Annotated in this window: 25 protein-coding genes; 15 read left to right on the top strand and 10 right to left on the bottom strand. The window is 64.7% G+C overall.

The genetic code is table 11. The features are described 5' to 3' along the window. The first annotated feature begins 116 nt into the window (after positions 1-116). Entirely contained in the window at positions 117-2,102 is a 1,986-nt protein-coding gene (locus V8352_RS00390; RefSeq protein WP_336422271.1) for an AsmA family protein, read from the top strand. A gap of 285 nt (positions 2,103-2,387) precedes the next feature. Here V8352_RS00390 and V8352_RS00395 read toward each other — a convergent pair whose 3' ends face one another. After that, positions 2,388-3,041, bottom strand: a complete 654-nt coding sequence (locus V8352_RS00395; RefSeq protein ID WP_336422272.1) for a GcrA family cell cycle regulator — start codon at positions 3,039-3,041, stop codon at positions 2,388-2,390. 200 nt (positions 3,042-3,241) lie between these two features. Here V8352_RS00395 and V8352_RS00400 point away from each other — a divergent pair, with 200 nt between their 5' ends. From V8352_RS00400 to gndA, 4 genes are all read left to right on the top strand, one after another. Continuing rightward, positions 3,242-4,045, top strand: a complete 804-nt coding sequence (locus V8352_RS00400; RefSeq protein ID WP_336422273.1) for an ABC transporter permease — start codon at positions 3,242-3,244, stop codon at positions 4,043-4,045. Positions 4,046-4,138: 93 nt separating this feature from the next. Continuing rightward, the gene (locus V8352_RS00405) at positions 4,139-5,314 is read left to right on the top strand and encodes an aspartate aminotransferase family protein (RefSeq protein WP_336422274.1); all 1,176 of its coding nucleotides are present in this window, start codon (positions 4,139-4,141) and stop codon (positions 5,312-5,314) included. Positions 5,315-5,375: 61 nt separating this feature from the next. Then, positions 5,376-6,302 carry an ornithine carbamoyltransferase gene (gene argF, locus V8352_RS00410; RefSeq protein ID WP_336422275.1) on the top strand — a complete coding sequence of 309 codons (927 nt, stop codon included), beginning with the start codon at positions 5,376-5,378 and terminating at the stop codon, positions 6,300-6,302. Positions 6,303-6,342: 40 nt separating this feature from the next. Continuing rightward, positions 6,343-7,767, top strand: a complete 1,425-nt coding sequence (gndA, locus tag V8352_RS00415; RefSeq protein WP_442970918.1) for an NADP-dependent phosphogluconate dehydrogenase — start codon at positions 6,343-6,345, stop codon at positions 7,765-7,767. A 146-nt stretch (positions 7,768-7,913) separates the two neighbouring features. Here the strand turns inward: gndA and hrpB are convergent, their stop codons facing one another. Both hrpB and V8352_RS00425 read right to left on the bottom strand, forming a co-directional pair. Further along, positions 7,914-10,367, bottom strand: a complete 2,454-nt coding sequence (gene hrpB / locus V8352_RS00420) for an ATP-dependent helicase HrpB (RefSeq protein ID WP_336422276.1) — start codon at positions 10,365-10,367, stop codon at positions 7,914-7,916. Continuing rightward, the gene (locus V8352_RS00425; protein WP_336422277.1) at positions 10,368-11,078 is read right to left on the bottom strand and encodes a DUF3108 domain-containing protein; all 711 of its coding nucleotides are present in this window, start codon (positions 11,076-11,078) and stop codon (positions 10,368-10,370) included. It lies immediately after the preceding gene. Between the two features lie 97 nt (positions 11,079-11,175). On the opposite strand from V8352_RS00425, the gene meaB reads away from it, so the two are divergent. From meaB to V8352_RS00445, 4 genes are all read left to right on the top strand, one after another. After that, a complete protein-coding gene (gene meaB / locus V8352_RS00430) occupies positions 11,176-12,168 on the top strand; it encodes a methylmalonyl Co-A mutase-associated GTPase MeaB (RefSeq protein ID WP_442970919.1) in 993 nt (330 codons plus the stop codon). Between the two features lie 290 nt (positions 12,169-12,458). Next, positions 12,459-12,749, top strand: a complete 291-nt coding sequence (gene rpmB / locus V8352_RS00435; RefSeq protein ID WP_336422278.1) for a 50S ribosomal protein L28 — start codon at positions 12,459-12,461, stop codon at positions 12,747-12,749. A gap of 378 nt (positions 12,750-13,127) precedes the next feature. Continuing rightward, entirely contained in the window at positions 13,128-13,580 is a 453-nt protein-coding gene (locus V8352_RS00440) for a copper chaperone PCu(A)C (protein WP_336422279.1), read from the top strand. Between the two features lies 1 nt (position 13,581). Next, positions 13,582-13,761: a hypothetical protein gene (locus tag V8352_RS00445; protein ID WP_336422280.1), complete on the top strand. Its 180-nt coding sequence runs from the start codon at positions 13,582-13,584 to the stop codon at positions 13,759-13,761. Positions 13,762-13,780: 19 nt separating this feature from the next. Here the strand turns inward: V8352_RS00445 and V8352_RS00450 are convergent, their stop codons facing one another. After that, a complete protein-coding gene (locus V8352_RS00450) occupies positions 13,781-13,987 on the bottom strand; it encodes a cold-shock protein (RefSeq protein WP_336422511.1) in 207 nt (68 codons plus the stop codon). Positions 13,988-14,215: 228 nt separating this feature from the next. Here V8352_RS00450 and V8352_RS00455 point away from each other — a divergent pair, with 228 nt between their 5' ends. Next, positions 14,216-14,527: an arsenate reductase family protein gene (locus V8352_RS00455; RefSeq protein WP_336422281.1), complete on the top strand. Its 312-nt coding sequence runs from the start codon at positions 14,216-14,218 to the stop codon at positions 14,525-14,527. Here the strand turns inward: V8352_RS00455 and V8352_RS00460 are convergent. From V8352_RS00460 to thrS, 5 genes are all read right to left on the bottom strand, one after another. Next, positions 14,524-15,087, bottom strand: a complete 564-nt coding sequence (locus V8352_RS00460) for a DoxX family protein (protein ID WP_336422282.1) — start codon at positions 15,085-15,087, stop codon at positions 14,524-14,526. The genes V8352_RS00455 and V8352_RS00460 overlap by 4 nt on opposite strands. Beyond that, a complete protein-coding gene (locus V8352_RS00465; RefSeq protein ID WP_336422283.1) occupies positions 15,084-15,845 on the bottom strand; it encodes a DNA-binding domain-containing protein in 762 nt (253 codons plus the stop codon). Before V8352_RS00465 ends, V8352_RS00460 begins: the two co-directional genes overlap by 4 nt. Next, the gene (gene bufB, locus V8352_RS00470) at positions 15,842-16,753 is read right to left on the bottom strand and encodes an MNIO family bufferin maturase (RefSeq protein WP_442970920.1); all 912 of its coding nucleotides are present in this window, start codon (positions 16,751-16,753) and stop codon (positions 15,842-15,844) included. The genes V8352_RS00465 and bufB overlap by 4 nt, the downstream gene beginning before the upstream one ends. A 98-nt stretch (positions 16,754-16,851) precedes the next feature. Continuing rightward, positions 16,852-17,154 carry a BufA1 family periplasmic bufferin-type metallophore gene (locus V8352_RS00475; protein ID WP_336422284.1) on the bottom strand — a complete coding sequence of 101 codons (303 nt, stop codon included), beginning with the start codon at positions 17,152-17,154 and terminating at the stop codon, positions 16,852-16,854. Between the two features lie 216 nt (positions 17,155-17,370). Continuing rightward, entirely contained in the window at positions 17,371-19,317 is a 1,947-nt protein-coding gene (thrS, locus tag V8352_RS00480; RefSeq protein WP_336422285.1) for a threonine--tRNA ligase, read from the bottom strand. 172 nt (positions 19,318-19,489) lie between these two features. On the opposite strand from thrS, the gene V8352_RS00485 reads away from it, so the two are divergent. The 4 genes from V8352_RS00485 to V8352_RS00500 all read left to right on the top strand — a co-directional run bounded on the left by V8352_RS00485 (position 19,490) and on the right by V8352_RS00500 (position 21,909). After that, positions 19,490-19,711 (top strand): hypothetical protein, encoded by a 222-nt coding sequence (locus V8352_RS00485; protein ID WP_336422286.1) that lies wholly within the window; start codon positions 19,490-19,492, stop codon positions 19,709-19,711. A gap of 3 nt (positions 19,712-19,714) precedes the next feature. Beyond that, positions 19,715-20,473, top strand: a complete 759-nt coding sequence (locus tag V8352_RS00490; protein WP_336422287.1) for an alpha/beta fold hydrolase — start codon at positions 19,715-19,717, stop codon at positions 20,471-20,473. 17 nt (positions 20,474-20,490) lie between these two features. Further along, positions 20,491-21,105: a hypothetical protein gene (locus V8352_RS00495; RefSeq protein WP_336422288.1), complete on the top strand. Its 615-nt coding sequence runs from the start codon at positions 20,491-20,493 to the stop codon at positions 21,103-21,105. A gap of 93 nt (positions 21,106-21,198) precedes the next feature. Then, positions 21,199-21,909 (top strand): alpha/beta fold hydrolase, encoded by a 711-nt coding sequence (locus tag V8352_RS00500; RefSeq protein ID WP_336422289.1) that lies wholly within the window; start codon positions 21,199-21,201, stop codon positions 21,907-21,909. Positions 21,910-21,940: 31 nt separating this feature from the next. Here the strand turns inward: V8352_RS00500 and phaZ are convergent, their stop codons facing one another. Further along, positions 21,941-23,209 (bottom strand): polyhydroxyalkanoate depolymerase, encoded by a 1,269-nt coding sequence (phaZ, locus tag V8352_RS00505; protein ID WP_336422290.1) that lies wholly within the window; start codon positions 23,207-23,209, stop codon positions 21,941-21,943. Positions 23,210-23,315: 106 nt separating this feature from the next. On the opposite strand from phaZ, the gene V8352_RS00510 reads away from it, so the two are divergent. Beyond that, positions 23,316-25,139, top strand: a complete 1,824-nt coding sequence (locus V8352_RS00510; RefSeq protein ID WP_442970921.1) for a PHA/PHB synthase family protein — start codon at positions 23,316-23,318, stop codon at positions 25,137-25,139. The last annotated feature ends 126 nt before the right edge of the window (positions 25,140-25,265 follow it).

A 25,265-nucleotide genomic window follows, 5' to 3' on the forward strand; every position in this document is an offset into this window, starting at 1 on the left:
GTATAGACCACGCCGGTCCCTCGCAAAAGGGGCAAACTATTGCCGGGCGGCGGCGGGGCGCCTAAGCTGGCGTGCAAGATGGCGACATGAATGCGCCACGACCTATGAGGCAGCACATGAAGTTCCTGGTCAAGATCCTCGGATTTGTCCTCGTTGCCGTGATTCTTGCGGTAGGCGCTCTGTTTTTCCTGCCGGGCGAGCGTATTGCGCGCATCGCCGCCGAACGGATCAGCACGATGACGGGCCGCGAGGTCACCATGACGGGCGACACGTCGATCAGCTTCTACCCCGTGCTTGGAATCAGCACTGGACAGACCACCATCGCCACGGCGGACTGGGCCACGGGCGGGCCGATGCTGACTGCGGACAGCCTCAAGGTGGGGGTTGATCCCATCGCGCTTATCGGGGGCGAGGTGCGCATCACCGGTCTTGAGGTGGCCCGCCCGCGCATCGTGATCGAACGCGCCGCGGATGGCCGGGGCAACTGGGAAATCGGTGTCGATGGCGTGGCCTCCACCGGGCAAGGCGATGACGCCGCATCCGCGCCCGCAGCGCAATCAGGCGCCCTTGCGCTGACGCTGGACCGCGCGCTGATCACTGACGCGTCCGTCACCTACATCGACGCGCGCACGGACACGCGCCAAGACATGTCGGGTGTCGATCTGGACGTGCGCTGGCCCAGCTATGCCGGCGAGGCGACATTCGATCTGGTGCTGCGCCCGGCGGATCAGGACGTGCGCATCGCGGGGCGCCTCGACGCGTTCGGCCCCTTGCTCGAAGGGGGCGTTTCGCCGCTCGATGTCACCATTTCGACGGACGGTGGCACCCTTGGCCTTGATGGCCGGGCGAGCGCGGCGCCGCAGCTGGATGCGCGCCTTACCGCAGATATCGACAACACGCGGCGGTTCATGAGCGCGCTCGGCCTCACGCCCGCCGATCTGCCCGAGGGCCTTGGCCGCGAGATCACGGCCACCGGCCAGTTGAACATCACCGAGGATATCCGCATCTCGTTGCGCGACATGACGCTTGACCTTGGCGGCAACAACGTGACGGGTGCGCTCGATGTCGTCACCTCGGGCGAGCGCCCGCGCGTGACGGCGCGCCTCGATGCAGGGGCGCTGGACCTCAGCATGCTGGCGGGCAGCGAGGGCGGACCATCTGGCGGCAGCAGCGGCGGCACGGCGCCCGCCGCGCCCGATGGCTGGTCGCGCGCGCCCATTGATGCCAGCGCACTTGGCCTCGTCGACGCTGACATCGCGCTGACAGCCGGCAGCCTTGATCTAGGCCAGTTCACCTTTGGCGCGGCCGATATCGGCCTGACCATCGACAGGGCGCGCGCCGTCGCAGAGCTGAAGCGCCTTGAGGGCTATGGCGGCACGCTGACGGGGCAGGCGGTGGCCAACAACCGCTCCGGCCTCTCGGTTGGCGGTGATCTGACCGCGCGCGGCATCGACATGGAGCGTTTCCTGACCGATGCCGCAGGCGTCACGCGCTTTGCGACCACCGGCACGGCCACGCTTGATTTTCTGGGCGTCGGTCAGTCGGTCGACACCATCATGAACAGCCTCAGCGGCAATCTCAGCCTTGCCACCGGGCGCGGTGTCATCTCGGGCTTTGACCTCGATCGGCTGATGCGCACGGGCGATGGCAGCGGCGGCACGACGGTGTTCGACGAAATGGGCGCCAGCTTTGCCATCGAGGACGGCAACATGCGCGGGGACGATCTGAAAATGTCGATGCCGCTGGCCACCGCAACCGGCAAGGGGCGCATCGGCCTTGGTGCCCGCGACATCGACTACCTCTTTACCCCCGTCCTCTTGCAGGGCGAAAACAGCCGTGGCCTTGCCATCCCCGTCAGTATCACGGGGCCGTGGTCCAGCCCGCGCATCCGCCCCGATCTGGAAAAGGCGATCGACCTCAACCTGCGCGAAGAGCGCAAGCAACTCGAGAAGAAAGCGCGCGAGGAAGTCGATCGCGAGATCGAAAGCTTCGTGGAAAAGGAGCTGGGCGTGACCGTGCAAGAGGGCCAATCGGTCGAGGATGCGTTGAAGGACAACGTCAAGGATCAGGCGGTCAGGGAGCTTTTCAAGCTCTTTGATTAAGGCGCCGTGCCGCTAAAAATCCCCCCGCGTCATTGCCTTTGGTTGAACGCCATGCTGACGGGGCGCAGCGCCAGACATGACTGTTGCCCGCGCCCCGGTTGATATCACAGAGCAAAGGCGTAACGCTTTGAGGTGGCCACATCAGCCCGCGATCCCATTCTGCCCGCCCGGCTTTCATTGTTCCCGAAATACTCGCGCCGCAGGCATCCGCCAGTTGCCAAGAAAAAGCCCCGCGGAAATGATCCCACGGGGCTTTGCAATCAATATCTGGTCGCGGTCAATGCTTCAGCGGCGGCGGTCACGGCGCGAACTCATCGGCTGGAACGCAACGCCCACATGGGCCTCGCAATAGGGTTTGCCTGCCTGCACCGGCAGGCCACAGAACCAGAAATCATCCGTCGCCGGGTCGCCCACCGGCCATTTGCAGGTGCGCGAGGTCAGCTCCATCAGCGACAGGCGCTTGGCCTTCTTCTCGACCTCGCTGACCTTTGCCAGCGCTTTGGGGTCGATTTCATTGGTCGAGGGCTGCGGCGGCAGCGGCTGGCCTGCCGGGATGATCGGCTTGATCCGGGTCACGGGGGCGGCGACGACTTCCTCCTCTTCCTCCGGCGCGGGGGCCGGTTCGGCCTTGGCGGCAGGCTTGGGCGCCGGTTTCTCCGAGGGTTTGCCAGAAGGTTTGCCCGAAGGCTTGGCCGTCTTCGCCTGTGGCTTGGTGGCCGTCTTGGCAGCCTCGGCGGGGGCCGCAGGCTCATCCTGCGCCCCGGCGGACGCGCCTGCGCTGCCCGCGCCGCCATTGCGGTTCGACAGGCCAAGGCGGTGCACCTTGCCGATCACGGCATTGCGGGTGACGCCGCCGAGTTCCTTGGCGATCTGGCTGGCAGACTGGCCCTCGCCCCACATTTTCTTCAGCGTCTCGACGCGTTCATCGCTCCAGGACATGTTGGCCCGTTCCTATAGTTTGGGACACCCGCCAAAAGACGCGCAGACCCGCAAATTTCCTGAGTGCCCTATTCTAATCACTCGTGCCTGAGTTACAAGGCGTCGAATCGGGTCGGGCCCCCGCAGGGAGACCCCTTGCAGCGTCATGCCGCAGAATGGCGCCAAGCGCACCCCCAACATCAGCCGGAGGCGAGCGAGACATGCAGGATTTCACCGATATGGGCACGCGCCGCTTTGGCCGGGTCAACTGGCTGGGGCTCTCGACGCTGTGCTGGCGCGAGGTCATGCGCTTTACCGCCGTCTGGACACAGACACTTCTGGCGCCGCTGGCGACGGCGGCGCTGTTTCTCGTGATCTTCACCATCGCCATCGGGCCAGCACGCGGTGACGTGATGGGCGTGTCCTTCACGCATTTCATCGCGCCGGGCATCCTGATGATGACCGTCATTCAAAACGCCTTTGCCAACTCCTCCTCGTCCATCGTCATCGGCAAGGTGCAGGGCAATATCGTCGACACGCTCATGCCGCCGCTCAGCCCGGCCGAGTTGGTGACGGGCTACCTCGTTGGCAGCATCGGGCGGGGCCTCGTGGTGGCTGTCGCGATTTCGCTGGGCCTTGCGGTCTTTCTCGGCATCGTGCCGCAACACCCGCTGATGATGCTCGGCTATGTGATCCTCGGGTCTGCGTTCATGGGCGCGGTCGGCATCGTCGCCGGGATATTTGCCAACAAGTTCGATCAGATGGCCGCGATCACCAACTTCGTCGTCACGCCTCTCGCGTTTCTGTCGGGCACCTTCTACTCGGTCGAGGCATTGCCGCCGGTTCTCAATGAGATCACGCATTTCAACCCGATCTTCTACCTGATCGACGGCCTGCGCTACTCGGTCCTCGGCGTCTCCGACAGCGCGCCTGCGTTCGGCGCCGTCGTTGCCATCCTGTCGACGCTGGCGGTGGCGGGCGTGGCTCTGGTGATGTTCACGCGCGGCTACCGGCTCAAGGCCTGAGAGGACGGCAATTCAGACAAGGTCAGACCGCCGCGTTGACAGGCGCGGCGCGCTGCGGCACTCCTAGGCGCCTGATCCAAAGGAAACGTCGTCATGATCCCGTCCGTATTGCCCACCTACAACCGCGCGCCGCTCAGCTTCGTCAAGGGCGAAGGCGCCTGGCTGATCGAGGCTGATGGCCGGCGCTTTCTTGATCTGGGCGCGGGCATCGCGGTAAACGCGCTCGGCCACGCCCACCCGGCCCTGGTGGCAGCGCTCACCGCACAGGCGGGCCAGCTCTGGCATACGTCCAACCTCTACCAGATCCCCGCCCAGCAAGAGCTGGCCGATCGCCTCACGGCGGCGACCTTCGCCGATACGGTCTTCTTTACCAACTCCGGCACCGAGGCATGCGAACTGGCGGTCAAGATGGCGCGGCGCCACTTCCATGACGCGGGCCAGCCCGAGCGCACCGAAATCATCGCCTTCAACGGCTCGTTCCATGGCCGCTCCTCGGCGGGCATTGCCGCCGCCGGCTCCGACAAGATGACGCATGGCTTCGGCCCGCTCCTGCCGGGGTTCACGCACCTGCCTTGGGGCGATCACGACGCGCTGACTGCGGCCATTACCGACAGCACCGGGGCCATCCTGATCGAGCCGGTGCAGGGCGAGGGGGGCATCCGCCCGCTGCCCGATCAATGCCTCAAGGGGCTGCGCGACCTTTGCGACACGCATGGCATCCTTTTGATCCTCGACGAGGTGCAATGCGGCATGGGCCGCACCGGGCGCCTCTTTGCCCATGAATGGGCCGGGGTGGAGCCGGATATCATGATGGTCGCCAAGGGCATCGGCGGCGGCTTCCCCCTTGGTGCGGTGCTGGCGACAGAGCATGCGGCCAGCGCCATGATCGCAGGCACCCATGGGTCCACCTATGGCGGCAATCCACTGGCCTGCGCAGTCGGCAACGCCGTGATGCAGGAAATCGCGACCGAAGACTTCCTGCAAGGCGTGCGTGCCCGGTCGGGATACATGCGCCAGCGGCTCGAGGCGCTCGTGGCGGCGCACCCGGACGTCTTCGAGGGGGTGCGCGGCGCGGGCCTCATGCTGGGCTTCAAATGCAAGGCGCCCAATACCGACGTGCTGAACGCCTGCTACGCGCAATTGCTCTGCACGGTGCCGGCGGCGGACAACGTGCTGCGCCTTCTGCCGCCCCTCAACATCACCGAGGCCGAGATTGCCGAGGCGGCCGCCCGCCTCGATGCGGCCGCCGCCTCCCTTTCTTCTTGCTGAAAATATCCTCGGGGGTCCGGGGGCAGACAGCCCCCGTCGCCGCCCGCCACAGGGACAGATCATGAATCATTTTCTCGACATCCATAAAACCGACCCCGCCGCCCTTCGCGCCATCATCGACAGCGCCGCGCAGATGAAATCCGCCCGCGCCGGCCGCGCGCGCGGCGCCGCCGATGATGAGCAGCCGCTCGCAGGCCAGATGGTCGCGCTCATCTTCGAGAAGCCATCGACGCGCACGCGGGTCAGCTTCGATGTGGGCGTGCGGCAGATGGGCGGGCAGACCATGCTGCTCTCGGGCTCGGAAATGCAGCTGGGCCATGGCGAGACGATCGCCGATACCGCCCGCGTGCTGAGCCGCTATGTCGATCTCATCATGATCCGCACATTCGACGAATCGGTCCTGATCGAGATGGCCGAATACGCCGATGTGCCCGTCATCAACGGCCTCACCGACCGCACCCATCCCTGCCAGATTATGGCCGACGTCCTCACCTATGAAGAGCATCGCGGCCCGATCCGGGGCAAGAAAGTCGTCTGGTCGGGGGACGGCAACAATGTCTGCGCGTCCTTCCTGCACGCAGCCGGGCAGTTCGGCTTCGACATGACCTTCACCGGCCCCGCCCAGCTCGATCCCGAAGAAGAGTTCATCGGCCTCGCGCGCAAGGCGGGCGTCTCCGTCCAGATCGAACGCGACCCGCACAAGGCCGTGACGGGGGCCGATCTGGTTGTCACCGATACCTGGGTCAGCATGCACGACAGCCAATCCACCAAGGAGCGGCGTCACAACATGCTGCGCCCCTATCAGGTCAACGAGGCGCTGATGGCCTCGGCCAAGCCGGACGCGCTCTTCATGCACTGCCTGCCCGCCCACCGGGAGGAGGAGGCGACCAGCGCCGTCATGGATGGCCAGAATTCGGTTGTCTTCGACGAGGCCGAAAACCGCCTGCATGCGCAGAAGGCCGTCATGCGCTGGTGCCTCGGAGTTTAGGCGCAGCCTTGCAAAGACTTGGCCCCGCGGCCTAATCTGAATGCCTGAGGCGGGAGGGATCATGGCGCAGCAGGCACGGATCGGCATTTACGGGCTGGGCACGATGGGCAGCGCTCTGGCGCTCAACATGGCCGAGCTGGGCATCCCCGTCGCCGTCGCCAACCGCGAGGCCGATTGGCTGCCCGCCTTCATGAATGAGGCGGGCGATCTGGCAGCCCAGCTGCAGCCGCACGAGACGCTGGAGGCCTTTGTTGGCGGGCTTGCCTTGCCGCGCGTCATCCTCTTCATGATACCCTCGGACGCGCCAATGGATGCGATGATCGAGGCCGTGTTGCCGCTGCTGGCGCCCGGCGACACCATCATCGATGGTGGCAACGCCGATTTTCACGCCACCCGCCGCCGCAGCGCCGATCTGGCGGCAAGGGATATCCACTTTGTCGGCATGGGCATCTCGGGCGGCGAGGCGGGCGCGCGTCATGGCCCCTCGATGATGGTCGGCGGCTCGGCCCATAGCTGGATCCAGCTGGAGCCGATCCTGACCGCGATCGCCGCCCGCCATGAGGGCGACCCATGTGTCGCTCACTTGGGCCCCGATGGCGCGGGCCATTTCGTCAAGACGGTTCATAACGGAATCGAATACGCCGATATGCAGGTCATCGCCGAAATCTACGGGCTCATGCGCTATGGCCTCGTGCGCAGCCCCGTCGAGATCGGCGCGCGCTTCGAGCGATGGAACGAGGGCCCGCTGCGCTCCTACCTGGTCGAGATCACCGGTAAGGCGCTGGGATATGTCGATCCGGTCACGGGCCATCCAGCGGTCGATGTCATCAAGGATGCCGCAGGCCAGAAGGGCACCGGGCGCTGGACCGTGATCGAGGCGGTGGCTCTGGGTCAATCGGCCAGCATGATCGACGCCGCTGTCGCTGCGCGCAGCTGGTCGTCAGAGAAAAGCACCCGCGTCGCCGCCGAAGCGGTCCTCGGCGGGGATCGCAGTCTGCTGGATCTGGACGATGATGCGCTTGAGCGGGCCTTTCTGGCGGCCCGTATCATTTGCCATGCGCAGGGTTTTCGCATCCTGAAGGCGGCCAGCGAGGAGTATGACTGGGCGCTCGACCTTGCGCGCATTGCCGAGATCTGGCGCGCGGGCTGCATCATCCGGTCGGCGCTGCTGGACGACATCGGCGCCGCACTGCGCGATAATTTGCCGGGTGGGCAGCTGATCCTTGCGCCCGCCATGGCGGCAGAGCTGGGGCGCTGCATTCCGGCGTTGCGCTGGGTCGTGGCCGCGGCCGTCGCGGGGGGGCATGCGGCGCCGGCACTGGGCGCGGCCATCGCCTGGTTCGACACGATGCGGCAAGGGCGCGGCACCACCGATATCATTCAGGCGCAGCGAGATTTCTTTGGCCATCACGGATACGCGCGGCTGGGCATGGCGGGCGTGCATCACGGGCCCTGGTGGGACTGAGACGTTTTGCCAAAAGACCGGGGTCACGGCTTTTGGCAGAGCGCAGCACGCAACATGACTGATGTCTGAGGTTAAACGCGCGTTGCTTTGGGGTGCAGACGCCGGGATTTGAGTATTTTCAGAACAATGAAAGACGGGCGAACAGCCTATTTTCGCGGTTTGGCGCGCAAGGTCGGGTCGGCCTGGCTGGGATCTTCGGGCCAAGGGTGGCGCGGGTAGCGCCCGCGCATGTCGCGGCGCACGTCCGCGTAGGAGCTGGCCCAGAAGCCCGGGATATCGAGTGTGGTCTGCACGGGCCGGTGCGCGGGCGACAGCAGCGTGACCCGCAGGGGCGTCTTGCCCACCATGGGATGCGTGGTCTGGCCGAACATCTCCTGAAGGCGCAGTTGGATTTCGGGGGGATCGGTGTCGTAGTCGATGGGAATCTGGCGGCCAAGCGGTGTGGTGAAATGGGCCGGCGCGAGCCGGTCGAGCGCCTGCATCTGGGTATAATCCAGCTGCGCCCGCAGCGCGTTCAGAATGTCGAAGCGGCGCCACTCCTGTGCGTTGCGGAGGCCCTGTAGAAAGGGCAGCAGCCACGCATCGAGGGTCTCCATCAGGGCGGCGTCCGACATGTCGGGCAGGTCCATGCCCGCGCCGCGCCCTAGCGCCACGCGGGCAGCGAAGCGGCGCGCGCCGTTCGACCACACCAGGCCCATGTCGCGGATACCGTCGAGCATCGCGGCGGCGACGGCGCCTTGCGGCGCGTCCTTCCATTGACGATCATCGAGGATCAGCGCGCCGTATCGCTCCTGCTGGCGGGCGCTGACGCGTCCGTCGCGGCGGGACCATGCGCAGATGTCGTGCCACGCGATCTGGTCGCCATAAAGGCCGCGCAGCTGCGCCTCGCTGATCGGGATGGCCTGCCGTATGCGCGCCTCGCGCGGGTTGCCATCGGTATCCGTGACGACGATGAGGCGCTGGCTGGCCAGCGGATCTTCGGCGGCGAAGATCGCGCCCTTGCCGCCCGACAGCAGGTAGCGGGGCGCATCCCCGGCGCGGCGCAGGCCGATGCGGTCGGGATAGGCGAGGGCAGCCATTTCCGCATCGTCGAGGCCGGGCTGGCGTGCCTTGGCGCCGCGGGCAAGGCGGCGCGCCTCCTGGGCGATGCGCTGAAGCACCGCGCGGCTGGGGGCATGCGGGTGCGGCCCCTTGGGCCTGCGGATCGCGGCGAGGCGCAGCGCCAGATCGGCGGGCGCGCTGCGGGGCAGGGGATCGCGCTCGGACAAGAGCGCGGCCAGCGTCGCCGCCTCGGGCCCTGCCAGCGCCAGCATATGGGCAAGCCGCGGATGCAGCGGCAGCGCGGCCAGCGCGCGGCCGTGGTCGGTGATATGCCCCGCTGCGTCGAGCGCGCCCAGCATCCCCAAGAGCGCCTGCGCCTCGGCATAGCTGCCGGGATTGGGCTGCGTCAGCAGGGGCAGCACTTCGGGCGCGGCGCCCCAGAGCGCCAGCTCCAGCGCGAGGGGCGCGAGGTCAGCCGCCTCGATCTCGGCCGGGGGAAAGGCGGGCAGGGCACCCTCTTCGCCGCGCGTCCAGAGGCGATAGCAGACGCCGGGCGCGACGCGCCCCGCGCGGCCCTGCCGCTGGGTCGCCTCGGCGCGGCTGACCGGCTCGGTCACGAGGCGCGCCATGCCTGCGCCCGGATCGAAACGCATGCGCCGGGCGCGCCCGCCATCGATCACGACGCGCACGTCCTCTATGGTCAGCGACGTCTCGGCGATGGAGGTCGCGAGGACGATCTTGCGCCCCTCACGCTGCGGCGCGATCGCGGCGCGCTGGGCCGCAAAATCCATTGCGCCAAAGAGGGGTCGCAGAGTGCAATCGGCACCGACGCGCGGCGCCAGCAGCGATTCGAGCCTGCGAATCTCGCCCTCACCGGGCAGAAAGATCAAAACGCCGCCTTCGGTTTCGGCCAGCGCCGCGCAGGTGAGATCGGCCAGTGCCGGTTCGAGCCGCTGCGCCTTGGGGCGCGGGCGGTCCAGCCAGCGCGTCTCGACCGGATGGCTCCGCCCTTCGCTGGTGATGAGCGGCGCGTCCCCCATCAGCGCGGCGACGGGCCCGGCATCAAGCGTGGCGGACATGGCGAGCAGGTGCAGATCGGGGCGCAGCGCACCTGCGATCTCGAGGCAGAGCGCGAGGCCGAGATCGCCATCGAGGCTGCGTTCGTGAAACTCGTCGAAGATCACGGTGCCGATGCCGCCGAGTTCGGGATCGGACTGGATGCGACGGGTCAGGATGCCGGTCGTGACCACCTCGATGCGTGTGGCGCCGGACACCCGCGCCTCGCCGCGCACGCGGTAGCCGACCGTGGCCCCCACATCTTCGCCGAGGCTCTGCGCCATCCGCTCGGCAGCGGCGCGCGCGGCAAGACGGCGCGGCTCGAGCATGACGATGCGGCCCTTGCTCAGCGCCGCCTCCATGAGGGCCAGCGGCACGCGCGTCGTCTTGCCTGCGCCGGGCGGCGCCTGCAGCACGGCACGGCCATGCGTGCGCATCGCCTCCAGAAGGCGCGGCAGCGCCTCGGTAATCGGCAGATCGTCGGGGGAGGCAGCCTGAGGCATCTAGTCGCGCGTCATCGCGGCGGTGCCATAGCTTGACCTGACCGTCAGCGCCTCGGCCCGCATCACCCCGCCCGACGGGACATAGGTCACGGTGAAGGGAAAGCTGCTCTGGCGCGCCATTTCGGAGGCCGAGAAGCCTGCAACACGGGTATAGGCGCCGCGACAGGTGGTGCGGCCCTCGGCCTCGCTGCGGCCCGTCATGGCCAGTCGCGAGCGGCGCTGCCCGTCGAAGATGGACACGTCATAGCGGCACAGGCCATCTGCGGGCCGGTCACGCAGCACGCCCCAGAGCGCGGTCAGCGGATCGAGCGTGCCGCCCTGCGCCGCGGGATCGAGTGCGTTCGGGTCCGCCTCGACTTCTGCGGCCACGCTGCCGCCGGTGATGCGCGGCACACCGCCGTAATAGCGTAGCGACACTGTCGAGCTGCGGCTGCCGGTGTCGATCTGCTCGTCGTAGCTTTGCGGCGCGAGGCCGCGCTGCCCGATGCGCCCCCGCGCGGTCAGGTCGAACCCCGAATCAACGATGCGCCCGATGCCGGTGCTGTTGAACACCGCGCTGACGGCATAGGCGGCGGAGGTCTCGCGCGCGGCGAATTGCATCTTGCCCACCGGCAGGCCCAGCAGGCGCACGTCGTAGGAGGCGCGGATATCCTGCGCCTTGGCCGGGCTGGCGAGCGCGGCAAGGATGACGATGGCTGCGGCAAGGCGCATTGGGGGCTCTCCGGCGTTGTGACGGGCGCGGCTGCACTGGACAAATCCCCGCACGGCACGGCAGATAGTCATGTAAGCGAAAGGACCACGGGCGACCATGACCATCGACATTGCACAGCTTGAACGCGGGATTGTCAAAGGGGATCGGCGGGCCCTGTCGCGCGCGATCACGCTGGTCGAAAGCACGCGGCCCGACCACCGCGCCCTCGCGGCCGAGTTGGTCGAGGCGCTGAAGGGCGCCGATGGTCTGGACCGCCAAGCCGTGCGCATCGGCCTTTCGGGCACGCCGGGGGTCGGAAAATCCACCTTCATCGAAGGCTTTGGCGGGATGCTGACGGCGCAGGGGATGCGCGTTGCGGTTCTTGCGGTCGATCCCAGTTCGGCGCGCTCGGGCGGCTCGATCCTGGGCGACAAGACGCGCATGGACGTGCTGAGCCGCGATCCCAATGCCTTCATTCGACCGTCGCCGAGCGGGGCGCATCTGGGCGGTGTCGGGCGCCGCTCGCGCGAGGCGGTCGCGCTCTGCGAGGCTGCGGGGTTCGATATCGTGCTGATCGAGACGGTCGGCGTGGGGCAGTCCGAGACGGTGGTGGCCGAAATGTCGGACCTCTTTGTGCTGCTTCTGGCGCCGGCGGGCGGCGACGAGCTTCAGGGGGTCAAGCGCGGGATCATGGAAATCGCCGATATCATCCTGATCAACAAGGCGGATGGCGATCTGAAATCCGCCGCCAGCCGCACCTGCGCCGATTACTCGGGGGCATTGCGCCTCTTGCGCAAGCGCCCGCAGGATCCGGAGGGATTTCCAAAGGCGATGATGGTCTCGGCGCTCGAGGATACCGGATTGCGCGAGGCATGGGCCGAAATGCAGGCGCTGACCGCTTGGCGCCGCGAGAACGGCCATTGGGACGCGCGGCGCGCCGAGCAGGCGCGCTACTGGTTCGGCGAGGAGGTGCGCCAGGGCCTGCTGGCGCAGTTGGCAACCCCCGAGGCACGCGCCGCGATGAACGAGCTGGGCAGTGACGTGGCCAAGGGGCGCACGACGCCCGCCATCGCGGCACGCGCGCTGCTGGACAGGATCGGCGCGCGGTAGCGGCGGAGGCCTGAGGGGCGCTGCCCCTCCGCCGCGATGCGGCTCCTCCCCGGGATATTTCTGGCAAAAAGAAAGGCAGCGGGGCCATTTGGGCCGGAAAGTCTGGGTGGGGGCTCGAAATCTCTTGGGGTGGGCATCATTATGGCAGGAGCGCCCCTTGACGGGCCGGGCGATTCCGCCTATCCACCGCCAACGGATTTTTGGGCGTGGCCTCGGCGGCGTCCTTTGGCCTTTGAGGCCATTTCAACACGGGCCGACTGGCCTTCACCTAGCAAGACGAGGATGACACCATGTCGCGCCGCTGCGAATTGACCGGAAAAGGCCCGATGGTTGGCAACAACTCCAGCCACGCCAACAACAAGACCAAGCGCCGGTATCTGCCGAACCTGAACGATGTGACGCTTCAGTCCGAAGCGCTGAACCGCGGCATCAAGATGCGCATCAGCGCGCATGCCCTGCGCAGCGTCGACCACCGTGGCGGTCTGGACGCATATCTGGCCAAGGCCAAGGATGTCGAGCTGTCGCCCTCGGTTCTGAAGGTCAAGAAAGAGATCGCCAAGGCACTGTCCGCTTCGGCCTGATCGACGCACCAAGGTACCGCATGTATTGAAAAGGCCCGGTTGGTAAATCCAACGGGGCCTTTTCTTTTTTGCAGGCGCGGTCTTAGTCCGTTGGTTGGGCAGCAATTCGCTCCGGCTTTTGTCTGGCGCGGTGCGCAGCCCATATCAAGGTCATGCAATGGCCGGTGCGTGAACGTGGTAACCCCTCTGAGCGGGACTTTTTTTTGGGGGGGGCGGGGGCTGGCGTGCATGGCATCGCCATGGTGCGTCGCGCAGCGAATAAGGAGGTGTCGCGCGACGTCAAAGATTTCTGATCCTGGTTCGTGAAGGGGATGACCGACACTAAGAAGATTGTAGTGATGGGCGTGAGTTACGCGGATTCCAAAAAGGGAAATCATCATGGGTCTTGCAATTAGATCCATCGCTGCCAGCGCGGTGCTCATTGCTGCCGTGCCGGCCCTTGCGGATGATATCGTGGTCGAGGACGCCTATGCGCGCAGCGCGTCGCCCACGGCCAGGACCGGCGCCATCTTCATGCAGATCACCAACGAGGGCGCGGATGACCGGTTGATCGGCGCCGCCTCACCTGCTGCGGAGCTCGTTCAACTGCACGCCCACCTGGCGAGCGGTGATGGCGTCATGCAGATGAAACATGCCTCGGAAAGCTTTGATTTGCCTGCCAATGACACGCTGAGCCTGGAGCGTGGCAGCAACCATGTCATGCTCATGGGTCTCACCGCGCCGCTGGTGCAGGATGCGACCGTGCCTGTAACGCTCACATTCGAAGAGGCGCGCGATCTGACGTTTAACGTCAGGGTCGACCTTGAGCGCATGCCCGGCGAAGGCAAATAACATGAGACGGATCACAAGACATATGCCGAGTGATCCGGGCGAAGAGTTTGCGGTCAAGGTGGCCCCGATCAAAAGGGCCGCCTTTGCATCTGGTGGCTTAGCGCGTCTGGTGGTTCAAGGCGTCTGGTGGTTCGAAAGATCTGGCGCAGCGGCGATACCCCGCGCCGTGCATATGGCCTGAACGAAGGCGCCTCGCCTTGTTACAGCAGCGAGATATCGGTTGCCATCTCGCGGCCGTCGCGCCCCTCCTGAAGCTCGAAACTGACCTTTTGTTCATCCGCCAGCCCGGTGAGTCCCGAGCGTTCGACAGCGGAAATATGGACAAAAACGTCCTTTCCGCCAGTATCGGGCGCAATAAACCCGTACCCTTTGGTTGTGTTAAACCATTTCACGGTGCCTGTCGGCATGCCGCCTTCTCCTTTTAGTCTGTCTGCCCGAGCAGGTGCCGGGCCGGTAAAGCCGGGCGCGACGTGACCGCGTAAGTGCAGCCAAATGACGCCAAGCCCGATTATAATTTTTGCACGGGTTTTGTAAAAATCAAGCAAAAGAGGATGCGACATCCTCGATTCGGCGGCAGTATCGACCAAAGCGATGATCAGTCGCGTAGTGTTTAGGCAAGGGCGAGAGGCGCAGAGATGCAGATTTACGGGCTCAAGAATTGCGATACATGCCGTAAGGCAGCCAAGGCGCTGCCACAGGCGGACCTGATCGACATTCGCGCGACCCCGCTGCCCGAGAGTGTGCTGCTGGCGGCGCACAGGCAGTTCGGCGACGCGCTTCTGAACACGCGCTCGACCACATGGCGGGGTCTGCCGGAGACGGATCGTCAGGGCGAGCCGCTCGACCTGATCCGCGCGCACCCGGCATTGATGAAACGCCCGCTGATCGATGCAGATGGCACGCTTCATCTGGGGTGGGGGCCGCAGGTGCAGGCGGCACTGCTCTAGCGTGCGGGGCCGTCGTTAGTGTCCAGGCGGCGCGTAAGCAGCCGGTCGACCGACAGGGGTCCCGCGCCCTTCAGCACCAGAACCAGCAGCAAGAAGACCCAGAGCGCCCGTTGATCCATGATGATCGAATCGGGCGCCCGGTCGAACCATGCGCCAACGGCCGCAGGTTCGGACCTCAGGCCGTGGCCGAAGAGATCGGTCAGCGACTGGATGATGATGAACCCGATCATTCCCAGCGCGGCGACCCGCGTGGCAATGCCCACCGCGATCAGCGTGGGTAGGATGAACTCGGCCCATGTGCCCGCCAGCACGACGGCTGTGTGGAAGAGGCTGAGCTGGCTGACATCATAGCCTGCGGCCTCCATCGCCTTGGGGAAAATCTGGGCATAGGCGCCCGCTGATGGCGAAAAGAGGCCATCGCCCAGCTTGGTCAGGCCCGAGGCCCAGAAATAGACCATCAGGATCGCTGCAAAGAGCAGTCTGGCCATGAGGCTGAGCGCACCATCGGCGCGGTCAAGCGCACGCGCGAAGGTGGTGTAGCGTGAAATCAGAGAGGTCATTGGCTGCCTCCGGGGACGATGCGCCGGATCGCTGACCCGCCGATAAGAAGGCGCAGCAGGGCTGGCAGGTCGAACTCAGGCGCCTCCGCGAGGGCGGCGTCATGTGCGGCGCCCACTGTCTGGCCGCCCGCCAAACCGGCGACAAATGCACCGCCGCCGGGGCCTGCGACCGACATGACCGGATCGAAGGCGGGCCGTGTCACGATCACGTCCTCTGCCGCCGCAGAAGGTTGCGGCGCGCCTTCCTGCATGTTGTAGGCCCATATGCCGTGGACGGGCCAGGGCGAGCGGATGAGGCGCAGGGCCGGGGCCAGACTGATACGCGCGGAGATAAGGGCGGTGGGGGCTATGTCTTGCAGTATTGCAGGGTCTACCACGCTCATATCCTCAGCATGGTAGGATTCTCGCAAAGCCTGCTCCAGCCGCGCGACATCGGGCAGATACCCCAGATGGGCAAGCGGCGGGAAACCGGCGAGGAAGCCGGGCAGGGCTGCGCCGTAGAGGGCGATCATCGGGGCTTGCGGCGGATGCGCGCGCACAAATTCGCCCGCGATGGCGCGGAAATTGCGCGGACCGACCAGTTTTTGCACGGCGGGAAAGCCGACCTCGAGCGCGTCGATCAGGCTGGAGGCGACATTGTTGCGATACACGTCAAACCGGCGGCCCACTGGCCCGCCGCGCCCATCACCCAGGCCCGCCGGCGCTGGCAGGTTCGGATCGAGCAGAGCCATGCGAAAATGGGTTTGTGCGGTGCTCATGCGGGCACGCGGGCCTGCGCCCTCGTCAAAGCGGCGGCTGCGCGCGCGGCTTCGGCGCGCAGAACCGGCCAGCCCGGCACATCGGCGTCCCACTCGATCAAGAGGGGGCGCGGGCCAGAGCGGGCCAGCGTGTGATCCAAAAGCGCCCAGACCGGATCTGCTACCGCGCAGCCGTGACTGTCGATCAGCAGGGGGGCGTCCTCGGTGCCCCCGTTCTGGTTGCGGCTGTCCTCGTCATGGCCACCCAAGTGAAGCTCGCCGATATGCTCCACCGGGAAGGCGTCGATATAGGCGCGCGCGTCCATTCCAAGGTTATGGGCAGAAACAAAGACGTTGTTGACGTCCAGCAGCAGCCCGCAGCCGGTGCGCGCCGCGACCTGCGCTAAAAATTCGGTTTCGTGCATCGTGCTGGCGTCAAAACTAAGGTAGCTCGACGGGTTTTCCAGCAGCATTGGGCGGGCGATGGCCTCTTGCAGCTGGTCGATATGATCGCACACGCGCGTCAACGTCGCCGCCGTGTAGGGCAGGGGCAGCAGATCGTTCAGATAGGCGCCCTCATGTGTGGACCATGCCAGATGCTCGGAAAAACTGGCGGGATCGAGCCAATCCACCAGATGGGCGAGCCGTGCGAGGTGATCGGCGTCCAGAGGGCCCTCGCCCCCGATGCTCAGGCCGACACCATGGACAGATATAGCAAAGCGTTCGGACAGATGGCGTAGCTGTGCCAGCGGGCGTCCGCCGCCGCCCATGTAATTCTCGGCGTGAATTTCCAGCCACTCGACCGGCGCGGGATCTTCGATAAGATCCCTGTAATGCTGCGCCTTGTAGCCGACGCCGGCCCCGTTAGGCAGCGCGCATCGGCAGGGCCTTGGCCGCGATATGTCGTCCAGCATGATGTCTTCTGGCATGACGGTCCTCCTCGGCAGGGGCGGTGTCGCCCTTTGGGCCTGTCAAAGGCGCGGTCAGGGCCAGAATCGGCCTGCCCGCGCCCTTGGGTCTGTCTGGCTCAGGACGGCAGGTCGCGCGACAATTCTTCGGTCGATCCGGTGCGCGGCGTGCCATCTGCCATGGCGGGCAGTTCCATCGTGGTGCAGGTACCCTCGTCGACCAATGTCCAGGCATTGCCTTGGTAGTCGACCGTGGAAGTGCCGGCGCAGGTGGTCCCGGCGCCCGCCTTGCAATCGTTCTCGCCCGCCAGCGACACGCCATAGCACTTGACCTGTTCTTGCGCCGCCACGGTCGCGCTCTGCGCGGTGAGGGCTGCGGTAAAGGCGCCTGCGATGGCGGCAATTTTCATCGTGTTGGACATTGTTTCTTCTCCCTTTGGGTTTTGAGGCACCGCAGCTGCCTGCGGTGAGGTTACCATAGGGAAGGCCGTGCGACGCGCGCCAATCACGGAGGCGTCAAGCACAGATATGTTAAGGCTGCGTCAGAACGCCGCACTTGATTCCAAAGGAAATTTGTCCGTGCCGTGCACCGGCGCGGCAAAATATTTCATTGCCGCGCCGGTGTTTCGCAGGCTTTGTTACAGCAGATCGGGCGCCAGCGCATCGCGCCCAAGCGCCTCCAGCACGGTCTCCAGCGTCTCGACGCGCGTTTCCTTTTCGCCAAGGCGGCGCAGGGAAACGGTGCGATCCTCGACCTCGCGGTGTCCGCAGGCGAGGATCACTGGCACCTTGCCGACGGAATGTTCGCGGACCTTGTAGTTGATCTTCTCGTTGCGGGTATCGGCCTCGGCGCGCACGCCTCGGGCCTGCAACGCGGCCACGACCTCATTCACATAGTCGTCGGCTTCCGACACGATGGAGGCCACGACCACCTGGCGCGGCGCCAGCCAGAAGGGCAGCTTGCCCGCGTGTTCCTCGATCAGGATGCCGATGAAGCGCTCAAAGCTGCCGAGGCAGGCGCGGTGCAGCATATAGGGGCGCTGTTTGCTGCCATCGGCGGCGATGTAGGTGGCGCCCAGACGCTCGGGCAGGTTGGGGTCAACCTGGAATGTGCCGCACTGCCATGTCCGCCCAATCGCGTCAGTCAGGTAGAAGTCCAGCTTGGGCCCGTAGAACGCGCCATCGCCCGGCTCCAGCGTGAAATCGCGCCCGGTTGCCTTGATCGCGCCCTCCAGCGCGCCCTCGACATGGTCCCAGCTCTCGTCCGATCCGACGCGCTTTTCGGGGCGCGTGGCGAACTTGATCTCGAACTCGGCAAAGCCGAGATCGGCATAGATCGCGGCGAGGAAGTTGATGAACTTGGCGCATTCCGCCTCGATCTGGTCCTCGGTGCAGAAGATATGGGCGTCATCCTGGGTAAATCCGCGCACACGCATGATGCCGTGCAGCGCGCCCGAAGGCTCATACCGGCTGCACGAGCCGAATTCGGCCAGGCGCAGCGGCAGATCACGGTAGGATTTCAGGCCCTGGTTGAAAACCTGCACGTGGCAGGGGCAGTTCATCGGTTTCAGCGCGTTCACGGCCTTTTCGCGGGCGTGATCCTCTTCGACCTCGACGATGAACATGTGGTCCTGATACTTGTCCCAGTGGCCTGACGCTTCCCACAGCTTGCGGTCGACGACTTGGGGCGTGTTGATCTCCTGATATCCGCCCGCGCGCTGCTTGCGGCGCATGTAGTCTTGCAGCGTGGTGTAGATGGTCCAGCCGTTGGGGTGCCAGAACACCTGTCCCGGCGCCTCTTCCTGCATGTGAAAAAGGTTCATCTCGCGGCCCAGCTTGCGGTGGTCGCGCTTGGCGGCCTCCTCCAGCATGTGCAGATGCGCCTTGAGCTTTTCCTTGGACGAGAACGCCACGCCATAGATGCGTTGCAGCATCTCGCGCTTGGAATCGCCACGCCAATAGGCGCCCGCGACGCTCATCAGCTTGAAGGCGTCTGCGGGCAACTGACCCGTGTGCTGTAGATGCGGGCCGCGGCACAGATCCTGCCAGTCCCCATGCCAATACATGCGCAAGGGCTCGTCACCGGGGATCGCCTCGATCAGCTCGACCTTGAAGGGCTCGCCCGCGTCCTTGTAGTGCTGGATCGCGCGGGGGCGGTCCCAGACCTCGGTGCGGACGGGATCGCGCGCATTGATGATGTCGCGCATCTTCTTTTCGATCCGGCCCAGATCCTCGGGCGTAAAGGGCTCGGCGCGGTCGAAATCGTAATACCAGCCGTTTTCGATCACTGGGCCGATGGTGACCTTCACGTCGGGCCAGATTTCCTGCACGGCGCGGGCCATGACATGCGCGAGGTCGTGACGGATCAGCTCATTCGACTGTGCCTCGTCCTGCATGGTGTGAATGGCGATGCTGGCATCCGTCTCGATCGGCCATTGCAGATCATAGTGCCGGCCATCGACAGTGGCCGAAATCGCTTTTTTTCCCAAGGATTTGGAAATATCGGCAGCGACCTCGCCGGGGGTGATGCCGGGGTCATATTGCCGCGCGTTGCCATCGGGAAATGTCAGGGAGATTTGGGCCATCTGGGGCGCTCCTCGTCGGTTTGGCGCCTACACGTGCGCCCGGTTGCGGGTGAAATGCCCTTGTGCCGCCGCCCTCACGGGGTGTCAAGCGGGGGTGCGACATGGATAACGCTTGGCGCGTGGGGCTAGCGCCGGATAGACTGGACTGACATTCATCCCATAGGAGCGTGCAATGCCCGGCTATAATCCCAATATCGAGATCGGCATCGAGGATATGGAATTGATCGAGGATGCCCTGCGCCATGCCAAGCGGCGCCTTTCCATGCCCGGCGGCGCCGATGCCGACGGACCCATCGCGGGCCGCACGGTGCGCGAGATCGACGACCTTCTGGGGCGTCTGCACAATCAAAAGGTGTTCTATCGCCCGCGCAAGATGCCCTATGTCGGCGGCTGATGCATGAGCGTTGCACCAAGTTATCTGGAAACGCCGCAGGGGCGGCGCATCGCCTATCACTTTCATGAGGGCTTCGGGCCGGGTGCCGTGTTCCTCGGCGGCTTCATGTCGGACATGGAGGGCACCAAGGCGGTCTACCTCGAAGAGGTGGCCCGCGCCGAGGGGCGAGCGTTTCTGCGGCTTGACTATTCGGGCCACGGTGCATCCTCGGGGGCCTTCACCGATGGGTGCATCGCTGACTGGGCCGCCGATGCGGCGGCGGTGATCGGCGCGCTGACGACCGGGCCGCAGATCCTGATCGGCTCGTCCATGGGCGGTTGGATCGCGCTACTCCTCGCGCGCGCGATGCCGCAAAGGATCGCTGGCCTCGTGACCATCGCCGCCGCCCCGGATTTTACCGAAGACAGCATGTGGGCTGGATTTACCGACGCGCAGCGGGCCGAAATCATGGAGGATGGCCAGATCGCACTACCCAGCGACTATGACGCGCCCTATACGATCACGCGGCGCCTGATTGAGGACGGGCGGCAAAACCTCGTTTTGCGGGATCCGTTGGATTTGCCCTTTCCTGTGCGCTTCTTGCAAGGAACTGCCGATAATGACGTGGACAAATCGGTTGCATTATCCCTTTTGGACCATGCGCGCGGGCCTGATATGCGGCTTACTTTAGTCGACGGGGCCGATCACCGCTTCTCTGACGCGGCGTGTCTTGCCCTCATTGGTGAGACCCTGCGCGACATCGCAGCGCGCGCCCAAGCCTGATGCGCAGGCCACGTTCGATGCGCGGGCTCGAGGATCTGGGCCGCGTGCGCCTCAGCCCGCATTTCTACATGCGCGATTTTCTGCACTCCGAGATCGGCAGTCTCCACGGCATTCCCAATATCCCCGAGCATCCGGAGCGGGCAATCGAGATGGGGCGCGCGCTGTGCGAGAGCCTTCTTGATCCGCTGCAAGAGACCTTTGGGCGCATCGCCATCCGGTCTGGCTATCGCAGTCCGGACCTCAATCGCTTTGGCAGCGAGAATGGGCTGAACTGTGCGCGAAATGATGCCAACATCGGCTCGCATATCTGGGATCTGGGCGAGGGGGACGCGCGCGGCGCCTGCACCTCTCTGGTCATCCCATGGTTCGCGGATCGATATGCCAAGGGGCGTGATTGGCGCGATCTGGCGTGGTGGTTGCATGATCATCTGGACTACTCGGAAATGTATTTCTTTCCAAAGATTTGCGCGCTTAACCTCAGCTATCGCACCGTCCAGCTGCGCACCATTTCCAGCTACATCGCGCCAAAGGGCCTGCTGTTGCGCGCGGGCGCTGCGGCGGCTGAGGACGCTGCGCAGCGGCGCGCGCGCTACGCCGATTTTCCGCCCTTTCGCGGCATTGCCTATCCCTGATCTGCACTGGCCAGTTGACCTCTCCGCAGGCTCTGCCAATGTGCGGCGCAGCGCCCGCCGCAGAGGGGCGCCACCAGAAAGGACATCCCCCGCATGAACGAGGCTCTCGTCCTCTTGCCGGACATCATGTGCGATGCCCGCGTGTTCGGCCCGCAATTGGCCGCGTTCAGCAAGACACATGCGATCACGGTCGCACCCATCACCGGCGGGGACCGGATCGAAGAGATTGCGTCGAACCTGCTGGATGTTTTGCCGCGCCGCTTTGCGCTGAGCGGGCTGGCGCTGGGCGCGAGCGTCGCGATGGAGATTGTGCGGCGCGCGCCCGACCGCGTGACGCGCGTCGCCCTGATGAATGCCAGCGCCCTTGCCGAAACGCCCCAGTCAGCCGCCGATTTCGAGCCGATCATCACCAAGGCGCGGGCGGGTAATCTGCGTGGCTTCGCCGATGGGATCATGCCGCCCGAGACCTTGGCGCCCGGCCCGATGCGGGCCGAAGTCATGGCGCTGGTGTATGATATGGCCGACCATCTGGGGAAGGACGCATTGATCAGGCAGGCGCGCGCGATCCAGCGCCGCCGCGATTATCAGGCGGTTCTGCGCAAGATCAAGATGCCGACGTTGGTCCTGTGCGGGGCAAACGATAGCGCGACACCGATCAAGCGGCACAGCTTTCTGGCCGATCTGATCCCCTATGCCGAACTGTCCGTGATAGAGGGCGCGGGCCGCCTGCCGACGCTGGAGCAGCCCGATGCGACGACCGACGCCTTGTCGGAATGGATGCGCCAGCCGCTGGTCTTGCGTTAAGGTGACGCATTAAGACCAGCGGCCAAGACATTCAGGCCGCTTCGTTTTTATTCGCGGCCTTCGATGGCTTCTTGTTGTTGGCGTCAATGAACTTGAGCACCAGTGGGCGGATATTGTTGCGCCAGCTGCTGCCCGCGAAAATGCCGTAGTGGCCCGCCTCCGGCTCCAGATGGCTGTTCTTCTTGTCGTCGGACAAGCCGGTCAAAAGGTCCAGCGCCGCGATGCATTGGCCAGGGGCCGAGATGTCGTCCTTGCCGCCTTCAACGGTCATGACCGCAACGCTGTCGATCTTGCCGATGTCGACGTGGCGTCCCTCGATGGTGAACTCATTCTTGGCGATCTCGAGACCCTTGAAGATCCGCTCGACTGTCGAAAGGTAGAACTCTGCAGGCATGTCCATGACGGCGAGGTATTCGTCATAGAACCGGTTGTGGCGGTCATGATCGCTGGCCTCGCCGCGCGCAACTGCGCCGATCTGATCGCTGAATGCCTTGGCGTGGGTTTCGCCGTTCATCGAGATGAAGGAGGCCAACTGCAACATGCCCGGATAGACCTTGCGGCCCACGCCCGGATATTTGAATCCGACGCGCTGGATCATGGTCTGCTCGAGCTGGCCCATCGTCACGCGGCGGCCAAAATCGGTGACCTCCGTGGGATTGGCATCGGGATCGACCGGCCCGCCGATCAGGATCAGCGAGCGTGGCTGTGCCTTCGGCTCCTGCTCGGCAAGATAGGCGGTCGCGGCCAGTGCCAGAGGCACCGGCTGGCAGACGGCAACGACGTGGGTGTCAGGCCCCATCTCGCGCATGAATTCCGCAAGGTAGAGGGCGTAATCCTCGACGTCGAATTTGCCTTCGCTCACGGGGATGTCGCGCGAATTGTGCCAGTCGGTGACATAAACCTCGCAGTCGACGAGCAGGCTCTTGACCGTCGAACGCAGCAAGGTGGCATAATGGCCCGACATGGGCGCGACCAGCAAGATTTTGCGCGCCATCTTGCGGCGGCCCGGCACCGAGAAGTGCAGCAGGTTGCCAAATGGCTTCTCGACCACGGTGTCGATGCTGACCAGATGATCCTTGCCATCCTCGCAGGTAAAGGCGTGGATGCCCCAATCGGGCTTGGCGAGCATACGCTCGAACGTCCGCTCGGTGACCTGGCCCCAAGCTGCCATCCATTGAAATGCAGGGTTTGGCGTCATGCTGAATATCGGATAAGATGCAAAGGAAAGTGCTGTCGCCCCAAGCCATTGATTGGCGTTGCGTAAGGTTTCCATCATGTCATAGGTGGCCATGTACCGCATTGAAACTCCTTCAGGGCCGGGGCCCTTAGATAATGTGGCGCAGCATGCGCCCGCAGCTCGCAACTTGAAATGCTGCAAGGCAGAAACTTAGGGTGTTATAAGCGATATGGCAACGGATCAGAGCGGCAGTGCCGGAAAAGATGGCGAAAATACCAGTGATCCGGGCGAAATCCGCGACCGCATGACCGCCAATCTGGCGCGGGTCGAGGAGCTGTCGCAGCGCTTTATCGCTGCATTGGCGCGGCGCAATCCACCAAATGCGGTTCTCAATAGTCCGGGGCAGGATCTGTTCGCAAAGGCGGCTGCCTCTTATTGGTCCGAGGCGATCGAGAATCCTGCCAAGCTCTATGAGCATCAGGTTTCCTACTGGAGCGAGTCGGTCCGCCACTTTGTCGAGGCGCAGCGCCTGATGCTGACGGGCGAGGCCGCGTCGCAGGACGACGCCCCAAAGGACAAGCGGTTTGCCAATCCGCTGTGGTCCACGCATCCCTATTTTCGCTACATCCGCGAGCAATACGAGCTGAACGCCAAGGCCGTTACCGATGCGATCGGCGAAATCGACGATCTCGACCCGGTCGAAAAGAAGCGCCTCGATTACTTTTCGCGCCAGATTGTCGATATGCTGGCGCCGACCAATTTTCTCGGCACCAACCCCGATGCGCTGGAAAAGGCGGTCGAGACCGACGGAGAAAGCCTGGTCAAGGGGCTGGAAAACCTTGTGGCGGACCTTGAGGCGAATGACGGCGAGATGGTCGTGCGCCTTGCGGACGAAAACGCCTTTTCGCTGGGCGAGAACATCGCGACCACCCCCGGCAAAGTCGTCTTTCGCAACGAGCTTATGGAGTTGATCCAATATGCGCCCGCGACGGACGAGGTGCATGAGATCCCGATCGTCATCTTTCCGCCCTGGATCAACAAGTTCTACATTCTCGACCTGAAGGCGCAGAACAGCATGATCAAGTGGATCACCGAGCAGGGCTATACCCTTTTCGTGGTCAGCTGGGTCAATCCCGACACCAGCCATGCCGATATCGGCCTCGAGCAATACGTCGAAGACGGCTATATGACCGCCATCCGCGAGGCCAAGGCGATCACTGGCGCTGCCAAGGTCAACGCGGTCGGGTACTGCATCGCCGGCACCACGCTGGCGCTGACGTTGGCGTTGATGAAGTCGCGCGGCGACAGCTCGATCAATTCCGCCACGTTCTTTACCGCGCTTACGGATTTCAGCAATCAGGGTGAATTCACGCCTTTTCTGCAAGACGACTTCGTCAACGGCATCGAGGCCGAGATCGACGCCCAAGGCATTTTGCGCTCGTTCATCCTGGGTCGCACGATGAGCTTTCTGCGCTCGAACGATCTGATCTATTCGCCCGCGATCCGCAGTTACATGATGGGCGAGGCGCCGCCTGCCTTTGATCTGCTGTACTGGAACGGCGACGGGGCCAACCTGCCGGGGCGCATGACGCGCCAATATCTGCGGGGCCTGTGCCAGAAGAATGCATTCGCTGCCGAGGGGTTCGACTTGCTTGGCCAGACCTTGAAGCTGAGCGACGTTGATGTGCCGCTGATGGCCATCACCTGCGAGACCGATCACATCGCGCCGTGGAAGGACTGCTTTCGCGGGATGAGCCAGACCAAATCCAAGGACCGGACCTTCATCGTCTCGCAATCGGGCCATATCGCCGGCATCGTCAATCCGCCCTCCAAGAAGAAATATGGCCATTACACCAATGGCGACTGGTCGGGCGGCGCCGATGACTGGAAGGAGGCTGCCACCTTCCATGAGGGCAGTTGGTGGCCCCGCTGGGAGGCATGGCTGCGCCCCCGCTCTGGCGACATGGTCCCGGCGCGCGAACCGGGCGATTCGGACCATCCGGCACTGGCCGACGCCCCCGGAGAATACGTCCGGCGCCGCGCGTCGCGCTGAAAATCACGCTACGTCAACGTGTTGTGATTTTTCATGCTGCATCGCAGAAAAAGTCTTGAAATGCCGCAGCGCAGCATTCATATTGTGGTCAGAAGCGAAAACGGGCGAAACGGTATCGCCCCTGAC

Source organism: Roseovarius sp. D0-M9 (assembly GCF_037083805.1).
In the GTDB taxonomy this organism is placed as follows: Bacteria; Pseudomonadota; Alphaproteobacteria; order Rhodobacterales; family Rhodobacteraceae; genus Roseovarius.

Coding starts and splice junctions, on each gene's coding strand:
- V8352_RS00390 (WP_336422271.1), top strand. CDS start 117: ATGAAGTTCCTGGTCAAGATCCTCGGATTTGTCCTCGTTGCCGTGATT.
- V8352_RS00395 (WP_336422272.1), bottom strand. CDS start 3,041: ATGTCCTGGAGCGATGAACGCGTCGAGACGCTGAAGAAAATGTGGGGC.
- V8352_RS00400 (WP_336422273.1), top strand. CDS start 3,242: ATGCAGGATTTCACCGATATGGGCACGCGCCGCTTTGGCCGGGTCAAC.
- V8352_RS00405 (WP_336422274.1), top strand. CDS start 4,139: ATGATCCCGTCCGTATTGCCCACCTACAACCGCGCGCCGCTCAGCTTC.
- argF (WP_336422275.1), top strand. CDS start 5,376: ATGAATCATTTTCTCGACATCCATAAAACCGACCCCGCCGCCCTTCGC.
- gndA (WP_442970918.1), top strand. CDS start 6,343: ATGCCTGAGGCGGGAGGGATCATGGCGCAGCAGGCACGGATCGGCATT.
- hrpB (WP_336422276.1), bottom strand. CDS start 10,367: ATGCCTCAGGCTGCCTCCCCCGACGATCTGCCGATTACCGAGGCGCTG.
- V8352_RS00425 (WP_336422277.1), bottom strand. CDS start 11,078: ATGCGCCTTGCCGCAGCCATCGTCATCCTTGCCGCGCTCGCCAGCCCG.
- meaB (WP_442970919.1), top strand. CDS start 11,176: ATGACCATCGACATTGCACAGCTTGAACGCGGGATTGTCAAAGGGGAT.
- rpmB (WP_336422278.1), top strand. CDS start 12,459: ATGTCGCGCCGCTGCGAATTGACCGGAAAAGGCCCGATGGTTGGCAAC.
- V8352_RS00440 (WP_336422279.1), top strand. CDS start 13,128: ATGGGTCTTGCAATTAGATCCATCGCTGCCAGCGCGGTGCTCATTGCT.
- V8352_RS00445 (WP_336422280.1), top strand. CDS start 13,582: ATGAGACGGATCACAAGACATATGCCGAGTGATCCGGGCGAAGAGTTT.
- V8352_RS00450 (WP_336422511.1), bottom strand. CDS start 13,987: ATGCCGACAGGCACCGTGAAATGGTTTAACACAACCAAAGGGTACGGG.
- V8352_RS00455 (WP_336422281.1), top strand. CDS start 14,216: ATGCAGATTTACGGGCTCAAGAATTGCGATACATGCCGTAAGGCAGCC.
- V8352_RS00460 (WP_336422282.1), bottom strand. CDS start 15,087: ATGACCTCTCTGATTTCACGCTACACCACCTTCGCGCGTGCGCTTGAC.
- V8352_RS00465 (WP_336422283.1), bottom strand. CDS start 15,845: ATGAGCACCGCACAAACCCATTTTCGCATGGCTCTGCTCGATCCGAAC.
- bufB (WP_442970920.1), bottom strand. CDS start 16,753: ATGCCAGAAGACATCATGCTGGACGACATATCGCGGCCAAGGCCCTGC.
- V8352_RS00475 (WP_336422284.1), bottom strand. CDS start 17,154: ATGTCCAACACGATGAAAATTGCCGCCATCGCAGGCGCCTTTACCGCA.
- thrS (WP_336422285.1), bottom strand. CDS start 19,317: ATGGCCCAAATCTCCCTGACATTTCCCGATGGCAACGCGCGGCAATAT.
- V8352_RS00485 (WP_336422286.1), top strand. CDS start 19,490: ATGCCCGGCTATAATCCCAATATCGAGATCGGCATCGAGGATATGGAA.
- V8352_RS00490 (WP_336422287.1), top strand. CDS start 19,715: ATGAGCGTTGCACCAAGTTATCTGGAAACGCCGCAGGGGCGGCGCATC.
- V8352_RS00495 (WP_336422288.1), top strand. CDS start 20,491: ATGCGCGGGCTCGAGGATCTGGGCCGCGTGCGCCTCAGCCCGCATTTC.
- V8352_RS00500 (WP_336422289.1), top strand. CDS start 21,199: ATGAACGAGGCTCTCGTCCTCTTGCCGGACATCATGTGCGATGCCCGC.
- phaZ (WP_336422290.1), bottom strand. CDS start 23,209: ATGCGGTACATGGCCACCTATGACATGATGGAAACCTTACGCAACGCC.
- V8352_RS00510 (WP_442970921.1), top strand. CDS start 23,316: ATGGCAACGGATCAGAGCGGCAGTGCCGGAAAAGATGGCGAAAATACC.